This window comes from Streptococcus pseudopneumoniae, assembly GCF_001072925.1.
Classification (GTDB): Bacteria; Bacillota; Bacilli; order Lactobacillales; family Streptococcaceae; genus Streptococcus; species Streptococcus pseudopneumoniae_Q.
The window spans coordinates 55,447-80,556 of the sequence record NZ_JVHE01000035.1 but is presented as its reverse complement, the minus strand read 5'-3'; the positions used below and the strand labels follow the sequence as shown (position 1 = coordinate 80,556).

General features: G+C 37.0%; 30 protein-coding genes and 1 other annotated feature. Of the genes, 23 read left to right on the top strand and 7 right to left on the bottom strand.

The window, feature by feature from the left end:
- Positions 1 to 64: 64 nt before the first annotated feature.
- The 5 genes from zwf to ADH81_RS01490 form a co-directional block, all read right to left on the bottom strand.
- Positions 65 to 1,552, bottom strand: coding sequence for a glucose-6-phosphate dehydrogenase (gene zwf, locus ADH81_RS01510; protein WP_049525988.1), 1,488 nt, complete (start codon positions 1,550 to 1,552; stop codon positions 65 to 67).
- A gap of 150 nt (positions 1,553 to 1,702) precedes the next feature.
- The gene (locus ADH81_RS01505; RefSeq protein ID WP_001096308.1) at positions 1,703 to 2,443 is read right to left on the bottom strand and encodes an amino acid ABC transporter ATP-binding protein; all 741 of its coding nucleotides are present in this window, start codon (positions 2,441 to 2,443) and stop codon (positions 1,703 to 1,705) included.
- Entirely contained in the window at positions 2,443 to 4,617 is a 2,175-nt protein-coding gene (locus tag ADH81_RS01500; protein WP_049525986.1) for an ABC transporter substrate-binding protein/permease, read from the bottom strand. The genes ADH81_RS01505 and ADH81_RS01500 overlap by 1 nt, the downstream gene beginning before the upstream one ends.
- A gap of 169 nt (positions 4,618 to 4,786) precedes the next feature.
- On the bottom strand, positions 4,787 to 5,860 hold the full coding sequence (locus ADH81_RS01495) for a sensor histidine kinase (RefSeq protein ID WP_049525984.1): 1,074 nt from the start codon (positions 5,858 to 5,860) through the stop codon (positions 4,787 to 4,789).
- Positions 5,845 to 6,516 (bottom strand): response regulator transcription factor, encoded by a 672-nt coding sequence (locus ADH81_RS01490; protein WP_049525982.1) that lies wholly within the window; start codon positions 6,514 to 6,516, stop codon positions 5,845 to 5,847. Before ADH81_RS01490 ends, ADH81_RS01495 begins: the two co-directional genes overlap by 16 nt.
- A gap of 169 nt (positions 6,517 to 6,685) precedes the next feature.
- On the opposite strand from ADH81_RS01490, the gene ADH81_RS01485 reads away from it, so the two are divergent.
- From ADH81_RS01485 to ADH81_RS01440, 9 genes are all read left to right on the top strand, one after another.
- On the top strand, positions 6,686 to 7,393 hold the full coding sequence (locus tag ADH81_RS01485; protein ID WP_049525980.1) for an ABC transporter ATP-binding protein: 708 nt from the start codon (positions 6,686 to 6,688) through the stop codon (positions 7,391 to 7,393).
- A gap of 1 nt (position 7,394) precedes the next feature.
- A complete protein-coding gene (locus ADH81_RS01480) occupies positions 7,395 to 8,204 on the top strand; it encodes a hypothetical protein (protein ID WP_049525979.1) in 810 nt (269 codons plus the stop codon).
- The gene (locus ADH81_RS01475) at positions 8,188 to 8,877 is read left to right on the top strand and encodes a hypothetical protein (protein ID WP_049525977.1); all 690 of its coding nucleotides are present in this window, start codon (positions 8,188 to 8,190) and stop codon (positions 8,875 to 8,877) included. Before ADH81_RS01480 ends, ADH81_RS01475 begins: the two co-directional genes overlap by 17 nt.
- A 290-nt stretch (positions 8,878 to 9,167) precedes the next feature.
- Entirely contained in the window at positions 9,168 to 11,156 is a 1,989-nt protein-coding gene (gene uvrB / locus ADH81_RS01470) for an excinuclease ABC subunit UvrB (RefSeq protein WP_049525975.1), read from the top strand.
- Between the two features lie 14 nt (positions 11,157 to 11,170).
- Complete coding sequence (locus ADH81_RS01465) at positions 11,171 to 11,668, top strand: GNAT family N-acetyltransferase (protein ID WP_049525974.1); 498 nt, start codon at positions 11,171 to 11,173, stop codon at positions 11,666 to 11,668.
- A 94-nt stretch (positions 11,669 to 11,762) separates the two neighbouring features.
- Positions 11,763 to 12,389, top strand: a complete 627-nt coding sequence (locus ADH81_RS01460) for an NAD(P)H-dependent oxidoreductase (RefSeq protein ID WP_049525972.1) — start codon at positions 11,763 to 11,765, stop codon at positions 12,387 to 12,389.
- Entirely contained in the window at positions 12,386 to 12,937 is a 552-nt protein-coding gene (locus ADH81_RS01455; protein ID WP_049525970.1) for a hypothetical protein, read from the top strand. The genes ADH81_RS01460 and ADH81_RS01455 overlap by 4 nt, the downstream gene beginning before the upstream one ends.
- A 498-nt stretch (positions 12,938 to 13,435) precedes the next feature.
- Positions 13,436 to 13,867, top strand: a complete 432-nt coding sequence (locus ADH81_RS01445) for a hypothetical protein (protein ID WP_049525968.1) — start codon at positions 13,436 to 13,438, stop codon at positions 13,865 to 13,867.
- 22 nt (positions 13,868 to 13,889) lie between these two features.
- On the top strand, positions 13,890 to 14,357 hold the full coding sequence (locus tag ADH81_RS01440) for an 8-oxo-dGTP diphosphatase (RefSeq protein ID WP_000085595.1): 468 nt from the start codon (positions 13,890 to 13,892) through the stop codon (positions 14,355 to 14,357).
- On the opposite strand, the gene ADH81_RS01435 is transcribed toward ADH81_RS01440, so the two are convergent.
- Both ADH81_RS01435 and ADH81_RS01430 read right to left on the bottom strand, forming a co-directional pair.
- Entirely contained in the window at positions 14,354 to 14,869 is a 516-nt protein-coding gene (locus ADH81_RS01435) for a transcription repressor NadR (protein ID WP_049525966.1), read from the bottom strand. The two genes, ADH81_RS01440 and ADH81_RS01435, sit on opposite strands and share 4 nt — an antisense overlap.
- Before the next feature lie 18 nt (positions 14,870 to 14,887).
- On the bottom strand, positions 14,888 to 15,415 hold the full coding sequence (locus ADH81_RS01430) for an ECF transporter S component (RefSeq protein ID WP_049525965.1): 528 nt from the start codon (positions 15,413 to 15,415) through the stop codon (positions 14,888 to 14,890).
- Positions 15,416 to 15,591: 176 nt separating this feature from the next.
- Positions 15,592 to 15,727, top strand: a sequence feature (ribosomal protein L10 leader region).
- Between the two features lie 38 nt (positions 15,728 to 15,765).
- Here ADH81_RS01430 and rplJ point away from each other — a divergent pair.
- The 14 genes from rplJ to ADH81_RS01365 all read left to right on the top strand — a co-directional run bounded on the left by rplJ (position 15,766) and on the right by ADH81_RS01365 (position 25,085).
- Entirely contained in the window at positions 15,766 to 16,266 is a 501-nt protein-coding gene (gene rplJ, locus ADH81_RS01425) for a 50S ribosomal protein L10 (RefSeq protein WP_001287269.1), read from the top strand.
- A 73-nt stretch (positions 16,267 to 16,339) separates the two neighbouring features.
- Positions 16,340 to 16,705 carry a 50S ribosomal protein L7/L12 gene (gene rplL, locus ADH81_RS01420; RefSeq protein WP_001196968.1) on the top strand — a complete coding sequence of 122 codons (366 nt, stop codon included), beginning with the start codon at positions 16,340 to 16,342 and terminating at the stop codon, positions 16,703 to 16,705.
- Between the two features lie 201 nt (positions 16,706 to 16,906).
- Positions 16,907 to 17,080 (top strand): hypothetical protein, encoded by a 174-nt coding sequence (locus ADH81_RS11265; RefSeq protein ID WP_016397890.1) that lies wholly within the window; start codon positions 16,907 to 16,909, stop codon positions 17,078 to 17,080.
- Positions 17,077 to 17,856 carry a replication initiator protein A gene (locus ADH81_RS01415; protein WP_049525963.1) on the top strand — a complete coding sequence of 260 codons (780 nt, stop codon included), beginning with the start codon at positions 17,077 to 17,079 and terminating at the stop codon, positions 17,854 to 17,856. Before ADH81_RS11265 ends, ADH81_RS01415 begins: the two co-directional genes overlap by 4 nt.
- Positions 17,857 to 17,954: 98 nt before the next feature.
- Positions 17,955 to 19,313: a DNA (cytosine-5-)-methyltransferase gene (dcm, locus tag ADH81_RS01410; RefSeq protein ID WP_049525962.1), complete on the top strand. Its 1,359-nt coding sequence runs from the start codon at positions 17,955 to 17,957 to the stop codon at positions 19,311 to 19,313.
- Positions 19,297 to 19,746, top strand: a complete 450-nt coding sequence (locus tag ADH81_RS01405) for a hypothetical protein (protein WP_049525961.1) — start codon at positions 19,297 to 19,299, stop codon at positions 19,744 to 19,746. Before dcm ends, ADH81_RS01405 begins: the two co-directional genes overlap by 17 nt.
- Positions 19,739 to 20,119, top strand: a complete 381-nt coding sequence (locus ADH81_RS01400; RefSeq protein WP_049525958.1) for an arsenate reductase — start codon at positions 19,739 to 19,741, stop codon at positions 20,117 to 20,119. The genes ADH81_RS01405 and ADH81_RS01400 overlap by 8 nt, the downstream gene beginning before the upstream one ends.
- A 12-nt stretch (positions 20,120 to 20,131) precedes the next feature.
- The gene (locus ADH81_RS01395; protein ID WP_000840776.1) at positions 20,132 to 20,365 is read left to right on the top strand and encodes a hypothetical protein; all 234 of its coding nucleotides are present in this window, start codon (positions 20,132 to 20,134) and stop codon (positions 20,363 to 20,365) included.
- 2 nt (positions 20,366 to 20,367) lie between these two features.
- Positions 20,368 to 20,955 carry a CPBP family intramembrane glutamic endopeptidase gene (locus ADH81_RS01390; RefSeq protein WP_049525957.1) on the top strand — a complete coding sequence of 196 codons (588 nt, stop codon included), beginning with the start codon at positions 20,368 to 20,370 and terminating at the stop codon, positions 20,953 to 20,955.
- Between the two features lie 333 nt (positions 20,956 to 21,288).
- Positions 21,289 to 21,588, top strand: a complete 300-nt coding sequence (locus ADH81_RS01385; RefSeq protein WP_000869763.1) for a hypothetical protein — start codon at positions 21,289 to 21,291, stop codon at positions 21,586 to 21,588.
- The gene (locus tag ADH81_RS01380; RefSeq protein ID WP_049525955.1) at positions 21,578 to 22,066 is read left to right on the top strand and encodes a hypothetical protein; all 489 of its coding nucleotides are present in this window, start codon (positions 21,578 to 21,580) and stop codon (positions 22,064 to 22,066) included. The genes ADH81_RS01385 and ADH81_RS01380 overlap by 11 nt, the downstream gene beginning before the upstream one ends.
- Positions 22,066 to 23,943: a VirD4-like conjugal transfer protein, CD1115 family gene (locus tag ADH81_RS01375; protein WP_049525993.1), complete on the top strand. Its 1,878-nt coding sequence runs from the start codon at positions 22,066 to 22,068 to the stop codon at positions 23,941 to 23,943. Before ADH81_RS01380 ends, ADH81_RS01375 begins: the two co-directional genes overlap by 1 nt.
- A 28-nt stretch (positions 23,944 to 23,971) precedes the next feature.
- A complete protein-coding gene (locus tag ADH81_RS01370; protein ID WP_000627865.1) occupies positions 23,972 to 24,214 on the top strand; it encodes a hypothetical protein in 243 nt (80 codons plus the stop codon).
- Between the two features lie 16 nt (positions 24,215 to 24,230).
- Complete coding sequence (locus ADH81_RS01365; RefSeq protein ID WP_049525953.1) at positions 24,231 to 25,085, top strand: conjugal transfer protein TrbL; 855 nt, start codon at positions 24,231 to 24,233, stop codon at positions 25,083 to 25,085.
- The last annotated feature ends 25 nt before the right edge of the window (positions 25,086 to 25,110 follow it).

Genomic DNA, 25,110 nt, shown 5'->3' with positions numbered 1-25,110 from the left:
CTACACAAAAATAGGCTCCATAATATCCATAGGGGATTTACCCACTACAAATATTATAGAGCCATTATTCTAAGCGACCATCCTTACGATAGGCGATATCTGGTTGCCAAGTCCATTGAGCTCCGTGTTTTTCAAGCAAATCAAAGCTAGCTTGAGGTCCCATGCTACCAGCCTTGTAGTCATGGAGTGGGGCACCATTTTCAGCCCAAAGTTTTTCAATGCGATCAATCAACTCCCAAGAAGCACTAACCTCTTCCCAGTGACTAAAGTTGGTTGAGTTGTTATTCAAAACATCGTAGATGAGTTTTTCATATGGGTCTGGTGAAGCACCAGTTGCAGTTGCATCTGTTCTGTAATCAAGTGAATTAGGTGCAAGTTTGAATTCTTCTCCAACTTCTTTACCATTAAGGCTAAGTGAAAAACCTTCAGTTGGTTGGATATAGATTGTAAGCACATTCGGTGCTAGGGGTTCTCCAAAAATGGAATCCATTTGTTTGAAGACAATGTTCACGTGTGTTCCTTTTTCAGTTAGACGTTTCCCTGTACGGAAGAAGAAAGGTACGTCACGGAAACGATCAGTATCTACAAAGAAGGCACCTGAAGCAAAGGTTTCTGTCATAGATTCAGGGTTCACATTTGGTTCGCTACGGTAAGAAATGTATTTCATACCATCAACTTTACCAGAACGATATTGACCACGGATAAAGTGCTCTTTAAGTTCTTCATCAGTTGGGTGATAGAGGTTTTTAAAGACCTTGATTTTCTCCGCACGAATGTCATCCTTTGTAAAGCTTGCAGGCTTGTCCATAGCAAGGAGTGACAGAAGTTGGAGGGTATGGTTTTGAACCATGTCACGAAGGGCACCAGATTCATCATAGTAGCCACCACGTTCTTCAACACCTAGACGCTCTGCAAAAGTAATCTGAACATTATCGATGTGCTCACGATTCCAAACATTTTCAAAAATCATATTGGCAAAGCGGACTGCAAAGATACTCTGAATCATCTCTTTACCAAGATAGTGGTCAATGCGGTAAATTTGCTCCTCGTCAAAGGTAGCAAGAAGTTCTTCATTGAGTTGTTTAGCAGTAGCATAGTCTGTACCGAAAGGTTTCTCGACAATCAAACGTTCAAAGCCTTTACCGTCTACGATTTGCTCTGACTTGAGGTGTTTAGCGATGGTACCAAAGAATTGTGGTGCCATAGAGAGGAAGAAGAGCTTATTGTGCTCAGTTTGGTATTTTTCGTTTAGCTCAGCCTGAAGCTTGCGTAATTCGATATAATGTTCGGTGTCATTAACATCGTGACTTTGATAGTAAAAATGACTAGCAAATGCTTGAGCCTCTTCAACGCTATCTGCCAAGTCAAGAATTGATTCGACAACGACAGATTCGAAATATTCCTTACTCCAAGGTCTACGAGCAGTTCCAATAACAGCAAAATGATCAGATAGATTACCTGATTTATAAAGTCTAAAGAGTGAAGGGTAGAGTTTACGTTTGGCCAAATCCCCACTTGCACCGAAAATTGTAACAATAACTTTTGATGACATCTAGCTACCTAATTTCTATTTTGTTTCCTAGTCAAACTAGGCATGAGGAATCCCCATTATTCATATCCTTTATTTTATCATAATTTTCTAAAAAATCCAAAAATCCAATACGTCTATACTAAAAACTGCAAGGGTTCCCTTGCAGCTTTTCTAGGCGTTTAGAACCTTGTCCAAAAATTCTTTTAGACGAGGATGTTGTGGGTTATCAAAGATTTGGTCGGGTGTTCCGTCCTCGAGGAATTCACCGTCAGCAGTAAAGATCACACGATTGGCAACCTTGCGGGCAAATCCCATTTCGTGGGTTACTATGATCATAGTCATGCCTTGTTCAGCCAATTCCTTCATAACGTTAAGAACGTCGCCGACCATCTCAGGGTCAAGGGCAGAAGTGGGTTCGTCAAAGAGCATGATATCAGGGTTCATGGCTAGACCGCGAGCGATAGCCACACGTTGTTTTTGTCCACCTGATAGACTTTCAGGATTTGCATTAGCCTTATCAGCCAATCCAACTTTTTCAAGGAGTTCCATTCCCAATTTTTCAGCTTCGGCCTTAGTCATCAACTTATGTTCTACTGGTGCGAAAGTGATATTTTCCAATACCGTCATGTGAGGGAAAAGATTGAAGTGCTGGAACACCATTCCGATATTTTCACGAACGTGGTCCACGTTGGTTGCTTTATCCGTCAAGTCATAACCATTAACTGTGATATGACCTTTTGTACCTTCCTCAAGGAGATTCAAGCTACGCAAGAAAGTTGATTTACCTGAACCAGAAGGTCCAATGATACAAACAACATCTCCTTCATAGAATTTTGCTGAGATTCCTTTAAGGACTTTGTTTTTACCATATTGTTTATGTAAATTATCGACATCGATTTTTAATTTAGCCATTATTGAATCCTCTTTTCTAAGCGTTTTGCAAGTCTAGTAAGAAGAGTGATAATCACAAGATAGAAGACTGCGAGAATTGCATACATTTTGAAACTTTGGTAGTTACGAGCAATGATAATCTTACCAGTCTGGAAGAGTTCTACTAGCCCGATTGCAGATACGATAGTTGTATCTTTAAGAGCGATGACAAATTGGTTGACGAAGTTTGGAAGCATGAGTTTGGTTGCTTGTGGCAAGACAATCTTACGCATGGTTTTACTGTAAGAGATACCAAGGCTTCGACTAGCTTCCATTTGTCCGATAGGAACAGCCTTAATACCACCGCGAACAATTTCAGCGATGTAGGCAGCTGAGTTTAGCGAGAGGGCGATTGTACCAGCAACAAAGTCATTGATTGGGCTTTGTTGGCCTGTGATAGACTCGATAAAGTTTGGAATTCCCCAGAAGATAAAGGCAGCAAGAATCATCAGTGGAATACCACGAATCACATCGACAAAGATTTCTGAAATAAGACGAAGTGATTTATAAGGACTAACGCTAAACATACCAAAGATAATCCCGATAACAATCGCAATTGCAAAGGAAATCAAAGCTAGAGAAAGGGTAATTCCAAGTCCACTTAGGAGTTGTTTGTAGTTGTTTTTCAACAAGCCCCAGATAGTAGTTTCGTCAACAGTTGATGATTCACTTGTTGAATCAGTTGCAAGGTATTTATCAAGAATCTTTTGGAATTCACCACTTGCTTTAAGATTTGCAAGACCGTTGTTGAACATTTCAATCAATTCTGGATTGCTTCCCTTTTTAACTGCAAAAGCAGTTTCACCGATTGGAGTACCTTCAATTGGTGTTTTTAATTTTTGACCTTGACTGATAGAGTATTTAAGAACTGGTTCGTCATCCATCACAGCGTCAATTGAACCAGTGTTCAAGCTGTCATACATAGATGAACCGTCTGCAAAGGTTTTAATTTTATAACCATATTTGCTTTGATTTTCAGTTAGGAAGGTTTGAGAAGCAGTACCATTTTTAACACCAACGGTTTTACCATTCAGATCTTCATAAGAAGAAATGGTACTTGATTCCTTAACTCCAAGAATAGTATTAGCTGTATAGTAAGAATCAGAGAAATCAAAGGTTTCTTTACGAGCGTCTGTAACAGACATACCAGCAATCATACCATCAGCTTGACCAGATTGAACTGCGTTAATAGCAGCGTCAAATCCTGGGTTAGTGATTTCAATCTCGAAACCTTGATCTTTGGCAATGGCCTTGATTAAGTCCATATCAATACCAGTGTACTGGTTGCTTGAGTTCTGGAAGACAAATGGTGCAAATGAAGAATCACTAGCGATAACGTATTTTGATTTAACTGGAGTAGCTTTTTGACCTGCGCTTGTAGTAGAAGTGAGAGAAGTCACTTGTGAACTAGTTTTAGAAGAGTTTGTCCATTTATTGATAATTTTGTCCAAGCTACCATCTTTTTTCATCTGAGCTAAAGCTTCGTTAAATTCTGTAACTAGGTATTCGTACTTGCTGCCTTTTTTAACACCGAAAGCAAAGCTTCCAACGGCTTCTCCGTCCATGTTGATACTGAGATCTTGCCCTTGGTTAATAGCGTACTCGATAACTGGTTTGTCATCCATGATGGCATTTACAGCACCTGTACTGAGACTGTTATTCATCAAATCCCCAGTATCAAAGGTTTTGATAGTGAAACCATATTTATCTTTGATACTTTCTAGGAAACGTTGTGCAGCAGTACCGTTTTTAACACCAACAGTTTTACCACTTAGTTCTTCATACTTAGTGATTTTATTAGACTTAGTCGTTGCGATGACAACTTTTGTATCATAGTATGTATCAGACATGGTAAAGACGTTTTCACGTTCTTTGGTTTTTGTCATACCAGCCATGATCGCATCTGCTTGCCCTGCTTGGACCGCATTGACAGCAGCATCAAAGCCTGGATAAGACATTTGGATATTCCATCCTTTTATCTCAGCGACTTTATTGATGATGTCGACATCAATTCCTTTATAAGTCTGGTCTGTATCTTTAAACTCAAAGGGCGCATAAGCAGTATCACTAACAATCTTGATAGTGTCCGCATTAACATAGCCTAGAGAGAATAAGGGAAATAAAAATAATAAAAATGCAAGGATTTTTTTCTTCATGTTTAGTCTCCTTTTTAGAATATTTAACCATTATAGCAGAAACTAAAAAAGTTGGCAAATATTTAGTGCTTTTATGTAAGAAGATGTGACATAAAGTTTCTTGTGATACTGATTTTTTTGATGTAAAAATTAAAAGAAGCCGAACACATATTGATGAGTTCGGCTTGTTCTATATAATGGGAATGATTAGCTTGACTTGTGCACCATTATTGCTATTTTCTAAGTGCATAGTTCCATTATGAAGTTTCATGACGCGTTTGACGAAAGATAAACCAAGTCCATAGTGACTTTCTTGAGAGGGGGTTCTTGCTTGGTCATCTTTATAGAAAAGATTTCCAGCATTTTGTAATATGTTTTTTGAAAAACTAGATTGGTTATTCCATATAGTTAGAACTAATTGACTATTTTCTTGTGAAATTGTTAGGTGGATTTGTGCATCATTTTCTTTTTGATGTTGTATTGCATTATTAATAATATTTGTGATTGCTCGGAAAAATAGATTGGAATGAATTGTGATTTGTGTCGATGGATTTATTGTGTTTGTAAATACAAAGTGTGTATTTCTAGGAACTAAAGGTGTGATATGTTCCTTTAATTGATGAGTTACTTGTTGAATTGAGATCTTTTCAAGTTGAATATCATGGTCATAAAAAGTTTTGGAGTATTGGATGAAGTGGTTGAAATAATCGTTTAACTGAATACTTGCTTGCTCCAGATCTTTTAGACATTCCATTACTTGGGGTGTTTGTTTGGTAGATTGTAGGAATTCAGCATTTCCTCTTATGACAGTTAGAGGAGTTCGAAGATCATGCGCAGCGCTAGATACTTGAAACATGAGTTCTTTTTTTTGTTCTTTTTCATTTTCAATCCTATTTTTTATATCAGATTGCATTTTTTCTATTAGATCATTTGTTTCAATAAACTCTTTAATCTGTAAATGCTGATTTTCATTTTTTGTGAAATATAGACCACTATGATAAACCATGTTCATTTCTTTTTGAATCTTGGTTAATAATTGTCGAATATTTGTCACAATGATAAGAATTAAAATGATGCAAAGATAAATCCAAGAACTAACGCTAAAAAATAAAGCAAAGAGATTGGCATTTTTCTCATTGATTCCAGATACAGAAGATAGAAGAGCAGGAACTATGTAAAAAAGTAAAAGACATAAAAGAAATTGCCAAATGATTTTAAGGTAGGTATGCTGAATGAGTTGTTTGATTGTCATTTCTTTTGCCATTTGTATCCTCCTCCCCAAACCGTTTTGATAGGATCAATTTGATGATCCTTAAATTTTTGTCTGATTTGATAGATGTATTCGGTGATTGAACGTAGCTGTACATCAGAGCTTACAGGATAGAGGTAATCGTAAAGTTCCTCTGCGCTAAATATTCGGTTCTCATTTTTAGCTAAAAGATAAAGTAAATCAAATTCTCGCTTAGTTAGAGAAATGCTTTTTGATTGATAATAAACTTCTTGACTATCTCGATAAAAAGTTATATCTGAAATCAATTCTTCTTTAGAGGTTTGGTACAATCTTTCCTCTCTCCGAAGATGCATTTGAATTCTTGCAATCAGTTCCTTGATGCTAAATGGTTTTGTGATGTAATCATCTGCTCCAGCTTGTATTCCTTTTAGTAAATCTTCTTCAAAATCTTTGGCAGTTAGAAACAGGATTGGAGTCGTAATTTGTGAACGAATGGAGCGACAAATCTCTAAACCAGAAATAGGCATCATGACGTCAAGTAAAATCAGATCGAACCCAGTAAAGTCACAAATATCGATCTCTTCTATATTTGACCGAGTTTCTACGTTAAAGTTGTTTGCTTCTAATGCATTCCCTATTAATCGTAAGATTTTTTCATCATCGTCAATTGCTAAAATTTTATACTTCATAATCCCTCCAATTACTTGTGTATATTATAGCAAACATAGAAAGTAATTTGTTAGAAATGAAAAAATAATTATAAAAATGTTTATTCTGATTTTTTCCTGATATTCTCCTGATATACTTGCTCCAAGTGAAGGTCAAATTTCACAAAAAGTCAGAAGGGAAAAAGAATGAATGATAACAATTCAAAATCTACATAAGGAATATAATAAAATTGTCCTACAAAATGTAACTTTCAAAGCTAAGAAAGGTGAGGTAACTGGATTGATTGGACCAAATGGTTCAGGGAAATCGACTTTAATCAGAATTTTACTTGGTTTAGAAAATAGTCAGACGGGAATGGCATTGATCAATGGAAAAAAATACTCTCAATTGGGAGATAATCCTTTTTGTGTTGTTGGATCATTCCTCGACAGTTGCCAACCTTATTCAACAAGAACAGGATTCCAGCATCTTCGGTGGATTGGCTTGGCTTGTGGTGTTGACAGAAATAGGTGCAACGAATGTTTAGACTTGGTGGGGTTAAGTGAAGCTAAAAATAAAAAAGTAAAAGACTATTCATTAGGGATGAAGCAACGTCTTGGGTTAGCAACAGCCTTATTAGCAAATCCTGATATTTTAATTTTAGATGAGCCAATCAATGGACTAGATCCTGAAGGAATACGCTGGGTACGTAATTTTTTACAATCTTTTGTCAGTGAAGGTAAAACTGTCTTAATGACAAGTCATTATATGAGTGAGTTAGAATTAACTGTAGATCATTTGGTCGGTATTTCTAATGGGAAGATTGTTATTGATGGTCCTACCAAAGACATTTTGAAACAGTTTGGATCTTTTGAGGAAGCATATTTTAAGGCGCTCGAAGGGAAAGAAGGTGAATAATATGTTAAAGCGTTCCTTTTTTAGTGACCTTTATAAATATAGTAGTTTACCTACTTTTAAATTTACTTTTTTTCTTATTTTGGGAGTCAGCATATTTTTTACAATTCAAAATATCCAGGTGATAAATGCCTTAGTAGAAGGAAATGGCCAAGCAGTTAACCTTGATCCGTCTATGTTATCATCGAATCCAGTCTATACAGTCAGGGATGCTCTCTTATCTTCACCCTACCAAGCAAGTGTTATTTTCTTGCCAATCTTGGTTTCACTTGTTTATTCAACCCATTATCAATTTGGAGATGATTATTTTAGCCAATTATTGATTCCTAGCTGGAAAGTTCGTCTTACTGGTTTTATTGCAAGTTCGATTGTCTTATCGTTACTTGCTACTGTAATATTTTCGATAGTAAATGCTGTTATCTTACTCATTTTTCTAGATTCAACTTTAAAGAACTATTTAGAATTAACATTGTTCTTAGATGTCACGGTAAGAGTTATGATATTTGCAATCGTTCTTAATTTACTGGCTTTACTTTTCGTAATAGTAACGAAAAAATCAATGACTTCATTAATTGCAGATGTTTTATTATTAGTAATTACTTTATCAGGTGTTCTAAGAGGACTTTCTTCTAACATAGAGAATCTATTACCTTTGATTGGAGCAAAGGCATTTGCTTTTGGCCGAGTTGAAGGGACTCAAACGAGTCAATTCTATGGATTTACTCTTTTAGTAGTTGAAGGCATCTTGTTCTTGGTATTAATAATTGTTGTGGAAAAGATTCGAATGGGGAGGAAGAATGGCAAGTCTATTTAGAAGTCTTATCGTCAAAAAATATAGTTTAAAACCCGTAAAGTATCAGATAGCTATACAGTCGCTTCTGATAGGTTTTGTGTGCCTACTAAGTGTGTTACCAGTTGCAATCAATGGTACAATTTTAAATTTATCTTTAAAGCAAGCTCTTGTTTTTGCATCAATGCTCTCTGTTGCTATAGGGTGTGTTAATGCATTTGTAGACTTACAATCACACGAATCAAAACTAGTTTATTTGGTTAGTGGAAAAAGGATCTTAAGTTCAATGAGGATCCTGTTCGTAGAGTTATGTGATGTAGTACTACAATCAACTTTATATTTCATTGTACTGCATATATGGTTCCATTTTTTTAGTAGCGAAAATGGTGTCAGTTTAGCAGTTTTCAGTTTCTATTTGATTGGCTCCATCCAATACTTTTTAGTTTCTTATTTTTTAAGTTATTTTTTTAAAAGTCCAATGAGTAGTTTAGCAATTTTGTTGCTATTTCCTATTTTGTTACAACCGTTCATAGAAAGAGTAGCGGAACCAATGACTAGTTATCTATTTTATAATATTATTACGGATACAATACTAGGGAGAGCATCCTACTTGGAACTCTGTGTTTACCCTATAGAATTGGTGTTTTCACTTGGAGCCACTCTTTACCTTTTGATAAGAAATCAAGAAGTTCAGTAGTAAATAAAAATGATACTAATGAGCAAACCATGCTAATTTTGTAAATCAATGACGTTGATGTTTATAACGTATTGCATTGTTTCAAATAAAAGACAAGACTTTCGAAGTAATATCGAGAGTCTTGTTTAGTCTTCACTTCTAATATGAGTCTATTTAATTATATTGTCATTTAAACATGTACTGATTTACGGGATTATTTTGTTAAATCTTGTATTTCCCTTTTATTCCCCAACTCAGAGAATTCTGGTGATTTATGGTAAAATAAGGTCTATATATGTGAGGACAAAGAGATGATCAATAGAATTACAGACAACAAATTTAAACTTGTATCCAAATACCAACCATCTGGCGACCAACCGCAGGCTATTGAGCAGTTGGTAGATAATATCGAGGGTGGAGAAAAGGCTCAAATCCTGATGGGGGCGACTGGTACAGGGAAAACCTATACCATGAGTCAGGTGATTTCCAAAGTTAATAAACCAACCCTAGTCATCGCCCACAATAAGACCCTAGCAGGCCAGCTCTACGGGGAGTTTAAGGAATTTTTCCCCGAGAATGCCGTCGAGTACTTCGTGTCCTATTACGATTACTATCAGCCAGAAGCCTACGTGCCATCGAGCGATACCTACATCGAAAAAGATAGTTCAGTCAACGATGAGATTGATAAACTTCGTCACTCCGCTACATCAGCGCTCTTGGAGCGTAACGATGTCATCGTTGTAGCATCTGTATCTTGTATTTATGGTTTGGGTTCTCCTAAGGAATATGCTGATAGTGTGGTCAGTCTGCGCCCAGGACTTGAAATTTCTCGTGATAAACTGCTTAATGAATTGGTCGACATTCAATTTGAGCGTAACGACATTGATTTCCAGCGGGGAAGATTTCGTGTGCGTGGGGATGTGGTGGAGATTTTCCCAGCATCTCGTGACGAGCATGCCTTTCGAGTAGAGTTCTTTGGTGATGAGATTGATCGTATTCGTGAAGTCGAAGCTCTTACGGGGCAAGTTCTGGGCGAAGTGGATCATTTGGCTATTTTCCCAGCGACTCACTTTGTGACCAATGATGACCACATGGAAGTAGCTATTGCTAAGATTCAGGCGGAGTTGGAGGAGCAGTTAGCTATCTTTGAAAAAGAAGGCAAACTCCTCGAAGCGCAACGCTTGAAACAACGGACAGAGTACGATATCGAGATGCTACGTGAGATGGGTTATACCAATGGTGTCGAAAACTACTCACGTCACATGGATGGACGAAGCGAAGGAGAGCCACCGTACACCCTTCTTGATTTCTTCCCGGATGATTTTTTGATTATGATAGATGAAAGCCACATGACCATGGGGCAAATCAAGGGAATGTACAATGGTGACCGTTCGCGTAAGGAAATGTTGGTTAACTACGGGTTCCGTTTGCCGTCTGCCTTGGACAACCGTCCCCTTCGTCGTGAAGAGTTTGAAAGTCATGTTCATCAGATTGTCTACGTTTCAGCGACGCCAGGTGATTACGAGATGGAACAAACAGACACTGTGATTGAGCAAATCATCCGTCCAACTGGTCTTTTGGATCCAGAAGTGGAAGTTCGCCCAACAATGGGACAGATTGATGATCTTTTGGGTGAAATCAATGCCCGTGTTGAAAAGAATGAACGTACCTTTATTACTACTTTGACCAAGAAAATGGCAGAAGACTTGACGGATTACTTCAAGGAAATGGGGATCAAGGTCAAGTACATGCACTCGGATATCAAGACTTTAGAGCGGACAGAGATTATCCGAGATTTACGATTAGGAGTTTTTGATGTCTTAGTCGGGATTAACCTCCTTCGTGAAGGGATTGACGTACCTGAAGTAAGTTTGGTTGCCATTCTTGATGCTGATAAGGAAGGCTTTCTCCGTAACGAACGTGGTCTTATCCAAACCATCGGTCGTGCAGCCCGTAATAGTGAAGGGCATGTCATCATGTATGCTGATACTATGACTCAGTCTATGCAAAAAGCCATCGATGAAACAGCTCGTCGTCGTAAGATTCAGATGGCCTATAATGAAGAACACGGCATCGTCCCACAAACTATTAAGAAGGAAATCCGTGACCTTATCTCTGTCACAAAAACTGTGGCTAAAGAAGAGGACAAGGAAGTTGATATCAATAGCCTCAATAAACAAGAACGCAAAGAACTAGTCAAGAAACTGGAAAAACAAATGCAAGAAGCCGTCGAAGTGCTTGATTTCGAGTTAGCTGCTCAAATCCGTGACATGATGTTGGAAGTCAAGGCTTTGGATTAGATGGGATAAAGCGAATGAAGATTATCATTAAAATAATGGAAACTCCTGAAGAGATAGAAGGTAAGTCCCTCGTTCACTGGCAAACGTGGAGAGAGGCTTATGACGATCTTTTACCCGCGGAATTTCAGGAGACGATGACATTAGAAAGATGTCGATTCTTTAGCCAAAAATATCCAGAAAATACCTTGATTGCGATGGATGGAAAGCAGGTCGTTGGATTTATCAGCTATGGAAATTTTCGTGATGAGACCATTCAAGCTGGTGAAATCATTGCCTTATATGTTTTAAAAGATTACTATGGAAAAGGTGTGAGTGAACAGTTAATGCATGCTGCATTTGTTGCTCTCAGTCATTTCTCTGAAATTTATTTATGGGTATTGAAAGATAATAAGCGAGCTATTGCTTTCTATCAAAAAATGGGTTTTACTTTTGATGGCCAAGAAAAAATACTTAACCTTGGAAAACCTGTTAAGGAATTGAGGATGATGTGTTCTTCAAATAAAAGTTCCTAAAGGACGTATCTATCAATCTTTGAACCATTATTAACTAATCAAGTATAAAAAGTGAAATAGATAGAATGAAACAAAGAGACGAAGGAGTAGACGAATGAAAATTCTAGTCATCAATGGAAACCCGGATAAGGAAAGTTACTGTCAAGCCATTTTTCAAACCATTGTAGATAATATTGATTTAAGTCACCATGAGCTTGAAGTCATCAGTCTTAATGAAGAAGATTTTGATCCTGTTTTACGTTATGGTTATAGAAAACGTATGGAAGAAGATTCTTTTATCCTTCATTCTCAGGAATTAATCCAATGGGCAGATCATTTCATCTTTATTTATCCTATCTGGTGGAGTAGTATGCCTAGCCTCATGAAAGGCTGGATTGATCGTGTCTTCACACCGGGGATTGCTTACTCTGCCAATGACCAGGGGAGTTTTATCTGGAATTACCTTAGAGGCAAGCAGTTTAAAAAGTTATTAAAAGGGAAAACAGCCAGTATTTACGCAACCTCTATGGCGCCCACTTGGTGGTACAAGATCTTTTCAGGTCCTATCAACATTCCAGATAGCTATGGCATCTCTGTTTTGAAAAATGCTGTCTTGAATCACTGTGGAATTAAAACTAAGCGCGTGTGCGTACTAGGTGAAGTTGGACGGGATGTGAATACAGCAAGTATGCGTGAAGAGCATCTCCAAAAAGTAGCAGAAGAAGTTAAAAAACTATCATGAAACAAAAAAGTAAGAGACAGAAAACATTAAAAAAACACCAGAAATCAAAGCGAAAGATTGGTCTACTAGATCGCATGAATCTGTGGTTTGTGCAACATTCAACAATTGCCTGGCTCCTTGATAAAAGCGTTCTGTTCTTTTCTGCTCTAGGAATATTATGTCTATTGTACGGGACAACCCTTATTCCAAGTACCTATCGGGAACTGGATTATAGTTTTCCACTTTATTTAAATATCGTTCTTTTGGTGAATGCATCTTATCATTCTTTCCTTCGTACCTTTAGGAAAGAATGGATTTCCTTGCAAAATTTTGCAGAAATGTTTTTATATCTTAACGGAATTGCTTGTGTATTACAGTTAACGATTGGGATGACCTCTAGAAGAGGAAGAAGATTACTTCCGATATGGGCATTAGACTATCGCTATATCTGGTTTCCCCTCGTTACTTATTTCATTTTCTTTCTAGTGCCTATTGTGACAATTATAATTTCCAAGTATATTGAAAAGAAAAAGAGAAAAGAAGAAAATGGGAAAAATACAATCAAATAAAAGTAACAAAAGAAAGTCAAATACAAAAAAGATTCTTTCGAGGAAAGAAAGTTTTCAGCTTTGGATGAATTCTCATAAATTATTAGGTTTCTTCTTGGTATTTGGTCTAATCTTAGGAATAGGACTAGGTATCAATCTTGTTTTTAAACTCCTTCCTATTCCGTCGCCATACAGAGATATCAACTATAGTTTTCCAATATATATAAATCTTTTTTGTCTAGTGTATCGATTATTTGACTACTGGTTCCTAGACTTGTCTAAGACAAGGATGACAATAAAAAGATATGCAGATTTATTTATCTATCTTAATAGTATCGGTTTAGTAGTTCATCTCTTTATTGGGATTGGTGGGAAAAATAGTAAAGGAATTTTGCCTTCTCTCTTATCCCTAGACCACCGCTACATTTGGTTTCCTATTGCAACTTATCTGATCTTTTTCAGTTTAGCATCTATTGTAATTCTAGTGATGAAATATATTGAAAAGAAAAGGAGTCAATCATGATGAAACATCTAACTGTATTTAGGTTTATTTATCTTTTGTGCCTAGTATTTGTACTGATTCATTTTATCTTAGGCCTCTTTGGTTTTGCCTTTACACCAATCTTGTGGAATCTCTGGTTCTTTGGTCTTTGTTTAACCCTATTTATCCATCCGTGGACTATCTTCTATAAATCTAGAATCTTTCAATGGCATCATCTGATTTTTCAGACTCTCAGCGGCTTCATTGCTCTTTTGATCTGGTTCATGACATTTTTCTTCTTTTCCATGGTTCCAGATTCATCTATGCCAATCAATATAGACTATCAGGTGAATAGTAAAGAAAAGGAAATTAGAATCATTAGAGGATCCTTGCTCCATGAAATTCATGAATATCATGACTTGATTAATCCTTTGATTATGAAGTCTAAAGTTAAGTATGTAGAAAATTAAACATTAGAAAGTGAGTCTATGTATGTCTCGTGCACAATTAACCATTCTAACCAATATTTGCCTAATTGAAGATCTTGAAAAGCAGCGCGTGGTTATGCAGTATCGATCGCCTGAAACCAACCGCTGGTCTGGCTATGCTTTCCCAGGAGGTCATGTTGAAAATGGAGAAGCTTTCGCTGAATCTGTCATTCGTGAGATATACGAGGAGACAGGTCTGACGATTAAAAATCCTCAACTGGTCGGTATAAAAAATTGGCCTTTAGATTCGGGTGAACGCTATATTGTCTTTTGTTATAAAGCGACTGAGTTCACCGGTACTCTCCAATCATCTGAAGAAGGAGAAGTGTCCTGGGTGCAAAAAGACCAGATTCCCAACTTGGATCTGGCCTATGATATGTTACCCTTGATGGAGATGATGGAAGCTCCTGATAAATCAGAATTTTTTTACCGTCACCGTACAGAAGATGGATGGGAAAAGAAAACCTTCTAATCCTTTACTAAATAACCTAACTTATCCAAGGCCTTCTCGATATAGAGGAGGTCTTGTTCGTTTTCAGCTTCGACTAGGTGATAATGGACGCCATCTGTTAATTCAGAAAGTGGTCTAAAGTCAGACCGTTCGACTTGCTCTAAAAAATGCTGAACGTCACGGCGACAAGAGAGTTTGAGCAAGGTTTCAATTTCTCCGTAGACAGGATGATCAATCAAGGTATTCTGAACACGTCCCCCATTATCGACGATAGCTAGAAGTTCTTGACCAATTTCTTCCATTTCGTGCTTGACTTTAAACAGTTTGTGAACATAAGGATTGGTTTTATTTTCTTTATAAATATAGCCACGATTGGTTGATAAGATCGGAGCACCATCAGCACGTAGAACAGCAATGTCCTGAACGATAATCTGGCGGGTTACATGAAAACGGTCTGCTAAAGTTTGACCATTTAGAGGTTTTTGAGACTCATTTAACAGTTGTAAAAGAGCTTCTTTTCGATTTTTTGTCATATTCTTCTCTCTAAACGCTTAACGGCGTTTTCTCAATGCTTTATAAACAGCCAAGGCTAAGTAATAGTCTACCATACTATGGATAATAGTACCAAATCCAACTAATACAAACAAGACATAGAACATATTTTTTAAGTCAGTTCCAGTACTAGCATAAAAAATCATACAAGCAAAGACTTCAGCAATAGCATGAACCAAACCAAGTACAAAGTTAAAAATCAATGAAGATTTCTTATTATCCAAGGTTTGAGGATGTTTTTGAAGATAGAAAGCACCCAGACTTCCAAAAAAGATATGGGAAAAGGCACGAAGTACGATAACAATCGGATACCCAGCCATGAGAAATCCTAAACTAGAAGCTATAATAACAAAGATAGCCATCCAGGGAGAGAGAAACATAGCGATAAAAATAGCAACGTGACTTCCTAAAGTGTAGGAAGCGGGAGGAATGACAATTTTAAAGGGCATCACCAAAGGAATCAAAATAGCGATAGCTGTCAGCAATGCGGTCAAGGTCATGAATTGTGTTTTCTTTTGTGTATTCATAATAACTCCTTTTTTCTGTATATACAGTTGTATAGTACAATAAAAAATCAAACAAGTCAAGAAGCAAAATTGATTTTTGAGGAGATTATCTATAAATGAGGTTAAAGAATAAATAAAAATTTTAAAAAAATAAGCAAAAACTCTTGCACTAATCAAAGTAGTGTGGTATACTTATAAACGGTTTGAAAAAACTGCCTAAGACAGTAGGGGAGCTCGACTCATAAATATCCTACCGAGGACAAAACGTATCATGTAAAAAGAAGCGTATTGTACTTTCGTGTCTAGGTTTGGGCGCGTTTTTCTTTTGGAAAAATTCCCCAAGCAAAATAATTACGGAGGTGAACACACTAATGAGTGAAGCAATTATTGCTAAAAAAGCGGAACTAGTTGACGTAGTAGCTGAAAAAATGAAAGCTGCTGCATCAATCGTCGTTGTAGACGCTCGTGGTTTGACAGTTGAACAAGATACAGTTCTTCGTCGTGAGCTTCGTGGAAGCGAAGTTGAGTATAAAGTTATTAAAAACTCAATCTTACGTCGTGCAGCTGAAAAAGCTGGACTTGCAGAACTTGCATCTGTATTTGTTGGACCATCTGCTGTAGCATTTTCTAACGAAGATGTTATCGCTCCAGCGAAAATTTTGAACGACTTTGCTAAAAACGCTGACGCACTTGAAATCAAAGGTGGTGCAATCGAAGGCGCTGTCGCATCAAAAGAAGAAATCGTTGCTCTTGCAACTCTTCCAAACCGCGAAGGACTTCTTTCTATGCTCCTTTCTGTACTTCAAGCGCCAGTGCGCAACGTTGCTCTTGCAGTCAAAGCGGTTGCAGACAACAAAGAAGACGCAGCTTAATCTTAAGCTACGCAGCGTAGCCTAGCTACAAAAATATAAACATAAAATATAAACTTATTTGGAGGAAATAACAATGGCATTGAACATTGAAAACATTATTGCTGAAATTAAAGAAGCTTCAATCCTTGAATTGAACGACCTTGTAAAAGCTATCGAAGAAGAATTTGGTGTAACTGCAGCTGCTCCTGTAGCTGTAGCTGCTGCTGGTGGTGCTGAAGAAGCTGCTAAAGATTCATTTGACGTTGAATTGACAGCTGCAGGCGACAAGAAAGTCGGCGTTATCAAAGTTGTACGTGAAATCACAGGTCTTGGTCTTAAAGAAGCTAAAGAACTTGTTGATGGTGCACCAGGTGTCATCAAAGAAGGCGTTGCAGCTGCAGAAGCTGAAGAAATTAAAGCTAAATTGGAAGAAGCTGGAGCTTCAGTTACTCTTAAATAAGAGGCATATACCAATTAGAATTCGGAATACTATAGTATCAGCCTTTTAGAATCGTGAACACATTTTAGAAACTGATAAATTAATTTAGTTTCCTACCAAAAACCCTACCAAAAATTAATTTGGCAGGGTTTTTCTTTTTAATAAAATTATTTTGGAGAACAGTTGAATATTGTTCTCCTTTTTTTATTTTCAGGAGGGAAAATGACAAAAGAATTACAATCATCACGCTATATTGTCATTTCATTTTTAGTACGTGAAATGGGAATAGATATTGTTGAGGCCATATCTCTTATGGCTGAATTGGAAAAAAGTGGCTTGGTTCGATTGGAATCAAGTGGAGATTTAACACTCAAAGAACTTGGAGGCGCGCTATGAAACGAATTACCGCAAATCAATACCAAACTTCAGAACGGTATTACAAATTACCTAAAATTCTTTTTGAGGATGAGAAATATATGGATATGAAATTAGAAGTAAAGGTGGCTTATTCTATTTTAAAAGATCGTTTAGAATTATCTCTCAGTCGTGGTTGGATAGATGAAGAAGGCGCGGTCTATTTAGTATTTTCTAATTCTAAACTGATGAGGCTGTTAGGTTGTTCGAAGTCAAAATTACTGTCCATCAAAAAAACTCTTAAAGAATATGACTTAATTGATGAAGTTCAACAGTCTTCAAGTGAGAAAGGAAGACTAGCTAATAAGATTTATTTAGGGGAATTATCTTCTACCCCAGTAGGTAATTCAAACAGGCCTAGTGTTAAAAAAAGACTAGGGCTGGTTGAAAATGAAACGGCCCCCGTCTCACATTCAGCCCCTAGTGAGACTGAAGTTAGTGAGACTAAATATAGTGAGACTGATTCTTTATTTATTGAGGATGAGGAGGAGAGGGATACTCAACCTATCTTGAAAAGAAAAGTAGAAAAGGTCACAAAATATGATCGAGATTATATTTGGGGATTGGTACAAGATCAATTTAGACGAGAGGGTTTTTCTGAAACAGCCAGTGAAATTGCTATGACTGATTTTGAGAGAATCTATCAGTATGCTCTTGACAATGTTCGCTTTGTTAGACGAGCGGAAGTACTTGCTGAATTTGTGTTTAACGGCTTGTATTCTGTTTGGAATAATCGTGTTAGAAAAGGAGGTGGTTAAATGTCGCCAATCGAGTGGATATTAGTTATGCTCATTTTCATTTCAAGTGGTGTGACACTTTGGACAATGATAGTCGATAAGAAAGAGGTGATCAAGAAATGAGATTTATTGATTTATTTTCAGGTATCGGTGGCTTTCGACTTGGAATGGAAAGTGTCGGACACAAGTGTATTGGATTTTGTGAGATTGATAAATTTGCTAGAGAATCTTATAAATCCATTTTTCAAACGGAAGGAGAAATAGAATTTCATGACATACGAGATGTTTCAGATGACGAATTTAAAAAACTTAGAGGGAAAGTCGATGTCATCTGTGGGGGATTCCCTTGTCAAGCATTTTCAATCGCAGGAAGACGATTGGGATTTGAAGATACTAGAGGAACTTTGTTCTTTGAGATTGCTCGGGCGGCCAAACAAATCCAACCACGTTTTCTTTTTCTTGAAAATGTTAAAGGCTTACTCAATCACGATAAGGGACGGACGTTCACCACAATCCTTACCACACTTGATGAGTTGGGGTTTGATGTTGAGTGGCAGGTGCTTAACAGTAAGGATTTTGGCGTTCCCCAAAACAGAGAGAGGGTGTTTATTATCGGACATTCTAGAAAGAAAGGTACCAGACTCTTATTTCCTTTCAGACGAGAAGGTCAAGCAACTAACTCTGAGACTTTGAAAGCACTAGGAAATTTGAATCCATCAAGAAGTGGAATGAGTGGTAAAGTCTATTATTCAGAAGGTCTTGCGCCAACCTTAGTTCGTGGAAAAGGAGAAGGATTTAAAGTTGCGATTCCTTGTATGACACCAGATAGATTAGAAAAAAGACAAAATGGTAGACGCTTTAAGGAAAACCAAGAGCCGATGTTTACTTTAAATACTCAGGATCGTCATGGTATTGTTGTTGTTGGAGATTTACCGACTAGCTTTAAGGAGACAGGTCGTGTCTATGGAAGATCGGGCTTATCTCCAACATTGACTACGATGCAAGGTGGAGATAAAATTCCCAAAATACTGATTCCAGAACCAATCCAATTTTTAAAAGTCCGGGAGGCAACGAAAAAAGGATATGCTCAAGCAGAGATTGGGGATTCAATCAATTTAGAAAGACCAAGTTCTCAGTATCGTCGTGGTAGAGTGGGAAAAGGTATAGCGAATACGTTAACAACTAGTGGACAAATGGGAGTAGTAGTGGCTAGCTATGAAGGAAAAGATAAACAAGTTTATCATGTAGCCGGTGTCTTGATAGATGGACAATTTTACCGTCTGAGAATTCGACGAATCACTCCTAAAGAGTGTTTTCGCTTGCAAGGGTTTCCTGATTGGGCTTTTGAAGCTGCTAGAAAAGTCTCTAGTAATAGTCAGCTCTATAAACAAGCTGGTAATAGTGTAACCGTTCCTGTGATTGCCGCAATCGCAAAGAAATTAAAAGAAATAGAGGAAAAAGATGAAAGCATTAAATAAAGAGTCAGTACTAGATTGTGATGAATTAGAAACAGAATTACATGATGCAGAAATCAGACAGCTGGATGAACAAATATTTTTGATGCCCAATTATCCATGTGAGTTTGAAGTGAAATTTTTAGATGATTACCATAAAAAACACAATTACCCACTATTTTATGAATCCTATCTTCAAAACATTATGGAATTCCTTGAAAGTCAGGATATAAAGAACGGAGCTGATGCCTTTGTAGATGATAATCATAATCTTGTTTTTGTTTTATATGGGCAAGGCTATCGAGTCGAGGGAAAAGAGGGAATACTTACAACCCAAGTAACTGTAAAAGCTTATGATGAAGACAAGAAATCAATTAACTTCTCAAATTTATTAGATTCCTTAATCGTCTCAGAATATCAAATGGAACCGAATCTTTGGGAGGTCTCCCATGATTGATCTCTATCTAAGTAAAAATAACCATAGAAATCAACTTCTTTTAGAATTCTTCCAAAACTATGGCATTGAGGTATCCTGTCATTCGATTTCTGAAATGACAAGGGATAAATTAATTGAGATGATGAGCTATTCTTCAGATTGTTTTGAGTTTTTATCTCCCAATTTATTACGATTTAAGAACCGTGACAATTTAAGATTAACGGATTTCATTGAAATGATATTAAAAAATCCTGAACTAAACATCAGACTTCCTCTTGCGGTTTCGAATAAGCGAGTTTATCCAAATCTGAGTCTGGAGGAGGCTAGAGCTTTATTGCCAAGAGATACGAAACAATTGATTTACATGGCACAAACACATTATTTATCTAACTAAAGGAGAATCGATATGGCAGAACGATTTTGGGAGAACTTGTCCATTATTTTGGCTGAAAGAAATATCAGCTGGATTGAGTTAACCAGAAAAATGTTTGCGGGAGAGTTTCACTATCCAAGTGAATTGAATCGTTTGTATCAAAAGATTCGTCACTACAAGATGGAACAACGAATGCCTCAAAGTCCATGGGTAGAAAGGATTGTGCAGGTATTAGATTTAGATTATGAAGATTTATTTCGGAGGTAACGATGAAAAGAATAATTCCAGTTTATATATTCCAACAAGTAAATGTCCTATTGGTATCCTTATACTTGCTGAAATTGCTTTGTATCAGTGAGTTAACTATACTAGAGATTCTCTATGGAGCGTCGCTCATTTCTTTTTTATGGATGTATGGTCAACGAAAACAAGTAATCAAGATTAATATGAAAACTAGGATAAAATGGCTTGGTATTGGATTTGTCAGCCTACTGATTATAAGTCTATGTTTTAGCCTAATCCATGCTCAAGGAAGCACGAATCAAGCAAACTTAATTGGGCTTCAACATCAAGTCCCTTGGTTTTCATTTTTATTGTTCTTAATCAATGCGAGTATGGTTGAAGAATTTCTGTATCGAGAAATTTTATGGAACTTGGTTAGAAAATTAGATATTCGAGTTGCTTTGACAAGTGTTTTATTTGCCTTAGCACATCATCCAGAAACTATTCTAGCTTGGTGTTTATATGTTTCATTGGGAATGTTTTTAGGGCTTGTACGCTATAAATCTGACTTATGGGGCAGTATGGGTCTACATTTAGTGTGGAACCTACTAGTTTATAGCTTGCTGCTTTTTTAGACCAAATTAGCTTGTTTTAGGGAAATGAAATGCTAACGTTATGTAACAATGTTAGTCTTTTATTTCAAAATCTTTGTTTAGTATGAATTTAGCTCTACAGGAAAATAAAAAATGTGATAAAAATTTCAACTACTCTTATCTATAATAAAGCTACCTGTTCTTTGAAAATTGAATCCACTCCGTCTTGATTAGCGTGCCTGTGTAAGTAGGGACTGAGAGTATTTCCCTGTGAAGGGCAACTGGCACAAGACGTGTGTGAGAATTTTCTAACAGACACGGAGTTTATCGTTACCAGACTTAAACGATGCGACAAACTAGATAAAGGAGTTAATCATGAAGGTAGTAAACTTGTATGATTTGAAACAAATGGGAAATAAAGGTGGATGTACCATCCAATTGATTCATCACTTTCCTTTTGGTATGGGCTTAGGACATCTCAAAAAAGACTACATTGAATTTAAACGTGTTGGTATCGTTGATGGGAAAGCAGTAGAAGTTACTCTTCGAGAACCTTATTCGAGAGATCTACTGCAGGTTGTCAAGTCGATTAAGCAACGTCAGAAATTGATAGCTTATCGTTATAAAGAAGGAAAGCTGCTATTTGTGAAGAAGGAGGCATCAGATGTCCTCTGAACAACAGGAACGAATGGCAGTTCAATATGCTGAGCGTAGTCTTTTATTTACTGTAAAAAGTCTTTTAAAGATTCTAGAATGGTCTAGACGTCAGGCTTTAGCACAGGATTCCGCCTATAAGGTAGGTGTGCAGAAATTAGAAGAATTGCTACAATCTCCTTATTCGATTGATACGATTAATCTGAAGAAAGATTTTTTAGACAAACCAATTGATATAGAGAAATTTAAAGCTTTTTTAAAAAAAGAAGAGATTCCTTTAGCCATCGCTTGGCAAGGGGATTCTCTGCATTTCTACACGAAAGACCGTTCGATTCTGGACAATCATTTAGACCATCTGTTAGAAAAAATGGTTAATGATCCAGAGAAATTAGCTGATTTTACCATGGATAAGTCATTAGACGATGCAATTGATGAGGCTAAATCTCAAATTACCTTTAGACAAGAAGGGACCGTCAAACAGAAAGAGATGGTGAGATGATGTACAGTGGAAAGAAATTCCTACTATTCTCACTGTTAGGTATCTTACTAGGCTATCTTTTTCATCGTTTGACGCTTTTGTATGATTCCTATACTGGAAATACCTTAGATAAATGGACTCATCTTCTGATGGAAGGTCAAGATGAAGTTCTTCAGTCGCCATGGAATGTTTCCTTTACTGGAAAATCAAGTGCTTTTTTTCTACTAGGTTTTGTGATGATGTTACTAGTTTATCTCTATCTAGAGACTGGTAAAAAACAATACCGAGAAGGAGTAGAATACGGGAGCGCCCGTTTTGGAACTCTAAAAGAAAAGAAGCTCTTTTACGGTAAAGAATTTTCTCATGATACGATCTTAGCACAAGATGTTCGTTTGACATTATTAGATAAAAAACCACCTCAATATGATAGAAATAAGAATATTGCGGTGATCGGAGGTTCAGGAAGTGGGAAGACATTTCGCTTTGTGAAACCCAATCTGATTCAGATGAATACTTCTAATATTGTAGTGGATCCTAAAGATCACTTGGCCGAAAAAACAGGCAAACTCTTTTTAGAACATGGCTACCAAGTAAAGGTGCTAGATTTAGTCAATATGAAGAACTCAGATGGCTTCAATCCTTTTCGCTATATAGAGACAGAAAATGATTTGAATCGCATGCTGACGGTTTATTTCAATAACACCAAAGGCTCTGGCTCCCGTAGTGATCCATTTTGGGATGAAGCTTCTATGACTTTGGTACGAGCTTTAGCCTCCTACTTGGTCGATTTCTATAATCCACCTAAAACAAGAGAACAGCTCATAGAAGAAAGTCGTTTAAGTCAAAAGGAATACCAAAACTTGTTGAAACGTCAAAAAAAAGAAGTGGAAGAGCGAAAAAAACGAGGGCGTTATCCAAGTTTTGCTGAAATCTCAAAGCTCATTAAACACTTATCCAAGGGTGAAAATCAAGAAAAAAGTGTCTTAGAAATTCTATTTGAAAATTATGCTAAAAAGTATGGAACTGAAAATTTTACCATGCGAAATTGGGCAGATTTCCAAAATTATAAGGATAAGACTCTGGATTCTGTCATAGCTGTAACCACTGCTAAATTTGCCCTCTTCAATATTCAAAGTGTCATGGATTTGACCAAAAAAGATACCCTTGATATGAAGACATGGGGCCAGGAAAAATCAATGGTTTACTTAGTTATCCCAGATAACGATAGTACCTTTCGGTTTCTTTCAGCCCTCTTTTTTTCAACCGTATTTCAAACCCTAACAAGACAAGCAGATATTGATTTTAAGGGGCAATTGCCTCTTCATGTGAGAGTTTACTTAGATGAGTTCGCAAATATCGGAGAAATTCCAGATTTTGCTGAACAAACCTCAACAGTCCGTTCTCGAAATATGAGTCTCGTTCCTATTCTACAAAATATTGCCCAACTTCAAGGGCTCTATAAAGAAAAAGAAGCTTGGAAAACCATTCTTGGGAACTGTGATAGCTTAGTCTACCTAGGTGGTAATGATGAAGATACCTTTAAATTTATGAGTGGCTTACTCGGTAAACAAACCATTGATGTTCGAAATACTAGTCGTTCCTTTGGACAGACAGGTTCAGGATCCCTTTCTCATCAAAAGATTGCTCGTGATTTAATGACACCTGATGAAGTCGGAAATATGAAACGACATGAATGCTTGGTTCGAATTGCCAATATGCCTGTCTTTAAAAGCAAAAAATACAATTCCACTAAGCATCCAAACTGGAAGTACCTAGCCAATCAAGAAAGCGATGAACGGTGGTGGAACTATCAAATCAATCCTTTGATTCAAAGACAAGAAAATCAGCTTGACGGCCTTAGAATTCGTGATTTAACTTTTGAATCTAGTTTAAAATAAGAAAATAAAAATAGAAAAGAGGAAATAGATGATTACGCATTTTAAAGGTTTTGTTTATGGAGTAGACGCAAGTGCCATGTTTGCACAAGCTATGTCTTTGTTACAGAAGGGATTGATTGCAGTTGGTGCCTTTCTCGTTGTTGTGGGAATTGTCAATCTTGCAACCAACATTAAAGATGGTGGACCAGGTGTTCGGAATGCTATTCTGGAAATTGTCGGTGGAGTTATGGTAGGGGCTGCTGGAGCCTTTGTAACTCAAATTTCAATTTAGGAGGATAAACAATGACATGAATCTTAGTTTAGTCTCACCCTTTGTTTACCTTGCATCTGAAAAAATATCAGCTGAAAATTTATTTGAAGGATTTAATGTAGATTTACAATCTACGGTAGATCTGATTAAATCTCTATCTAGCTATAATCCAACTGTTTGGACTTATATGTCTAGTATTACTAAAAGTGTCATGCAACCACTTGGAGTTGCGATTTTATCAGTTGTTCTCATCTTAGAATTTTCGAAGATGGCAAAGAAAATTGCTAACTCTGGTGGAGCGATGACCTTTGAAGCCTTAGCGCCAATGTTGATTAGTTATATTATGGTCGCAGTTGTAATTACCAATACTACCGTTATTGTAGAAGCCATCATTGGGATTGCAGGTCACGCCATTGAACAAGTGGCTTCGATTGTCGCTCACGGTGGGGCAAAGTATGATACCATCTCTGGATTAAAAGGTTCAGGATTTATTGGCCGTATGATTGTGGGATTTTTCGCTCTCCTCATTTGGCTTGTTCGAATAGTAAGTGCAGCCATGGTTAATCTTTTGGTATCTATTCGATTTATTCAACTCTACCTTATGATCCCATTTGCCCCTCTTACGATTCCAACATTTTTAAGCGATGAATGGAAGTCTATTGGTATTGGCTATTTAAAAAATATTATGGTCTATGCGGTACAAGGGGTTCTAATTTTTCTGATTGTTTCTCTTGTTCCTTTGTTTGAATCTGCTGGGAAAATAGCTGTTTCAAATGGTGCAGGAGTCTTGCAATCACTTGCGATTATGTTTGGTAGTTTGATACAAGCTATCTTACTGATTATTGCCCTCGTTGGTTCTCAACGTACGGCTCGCTCAATCTTAGGTATGTAATTTAATAAAGGCTAGGAAGTGATTG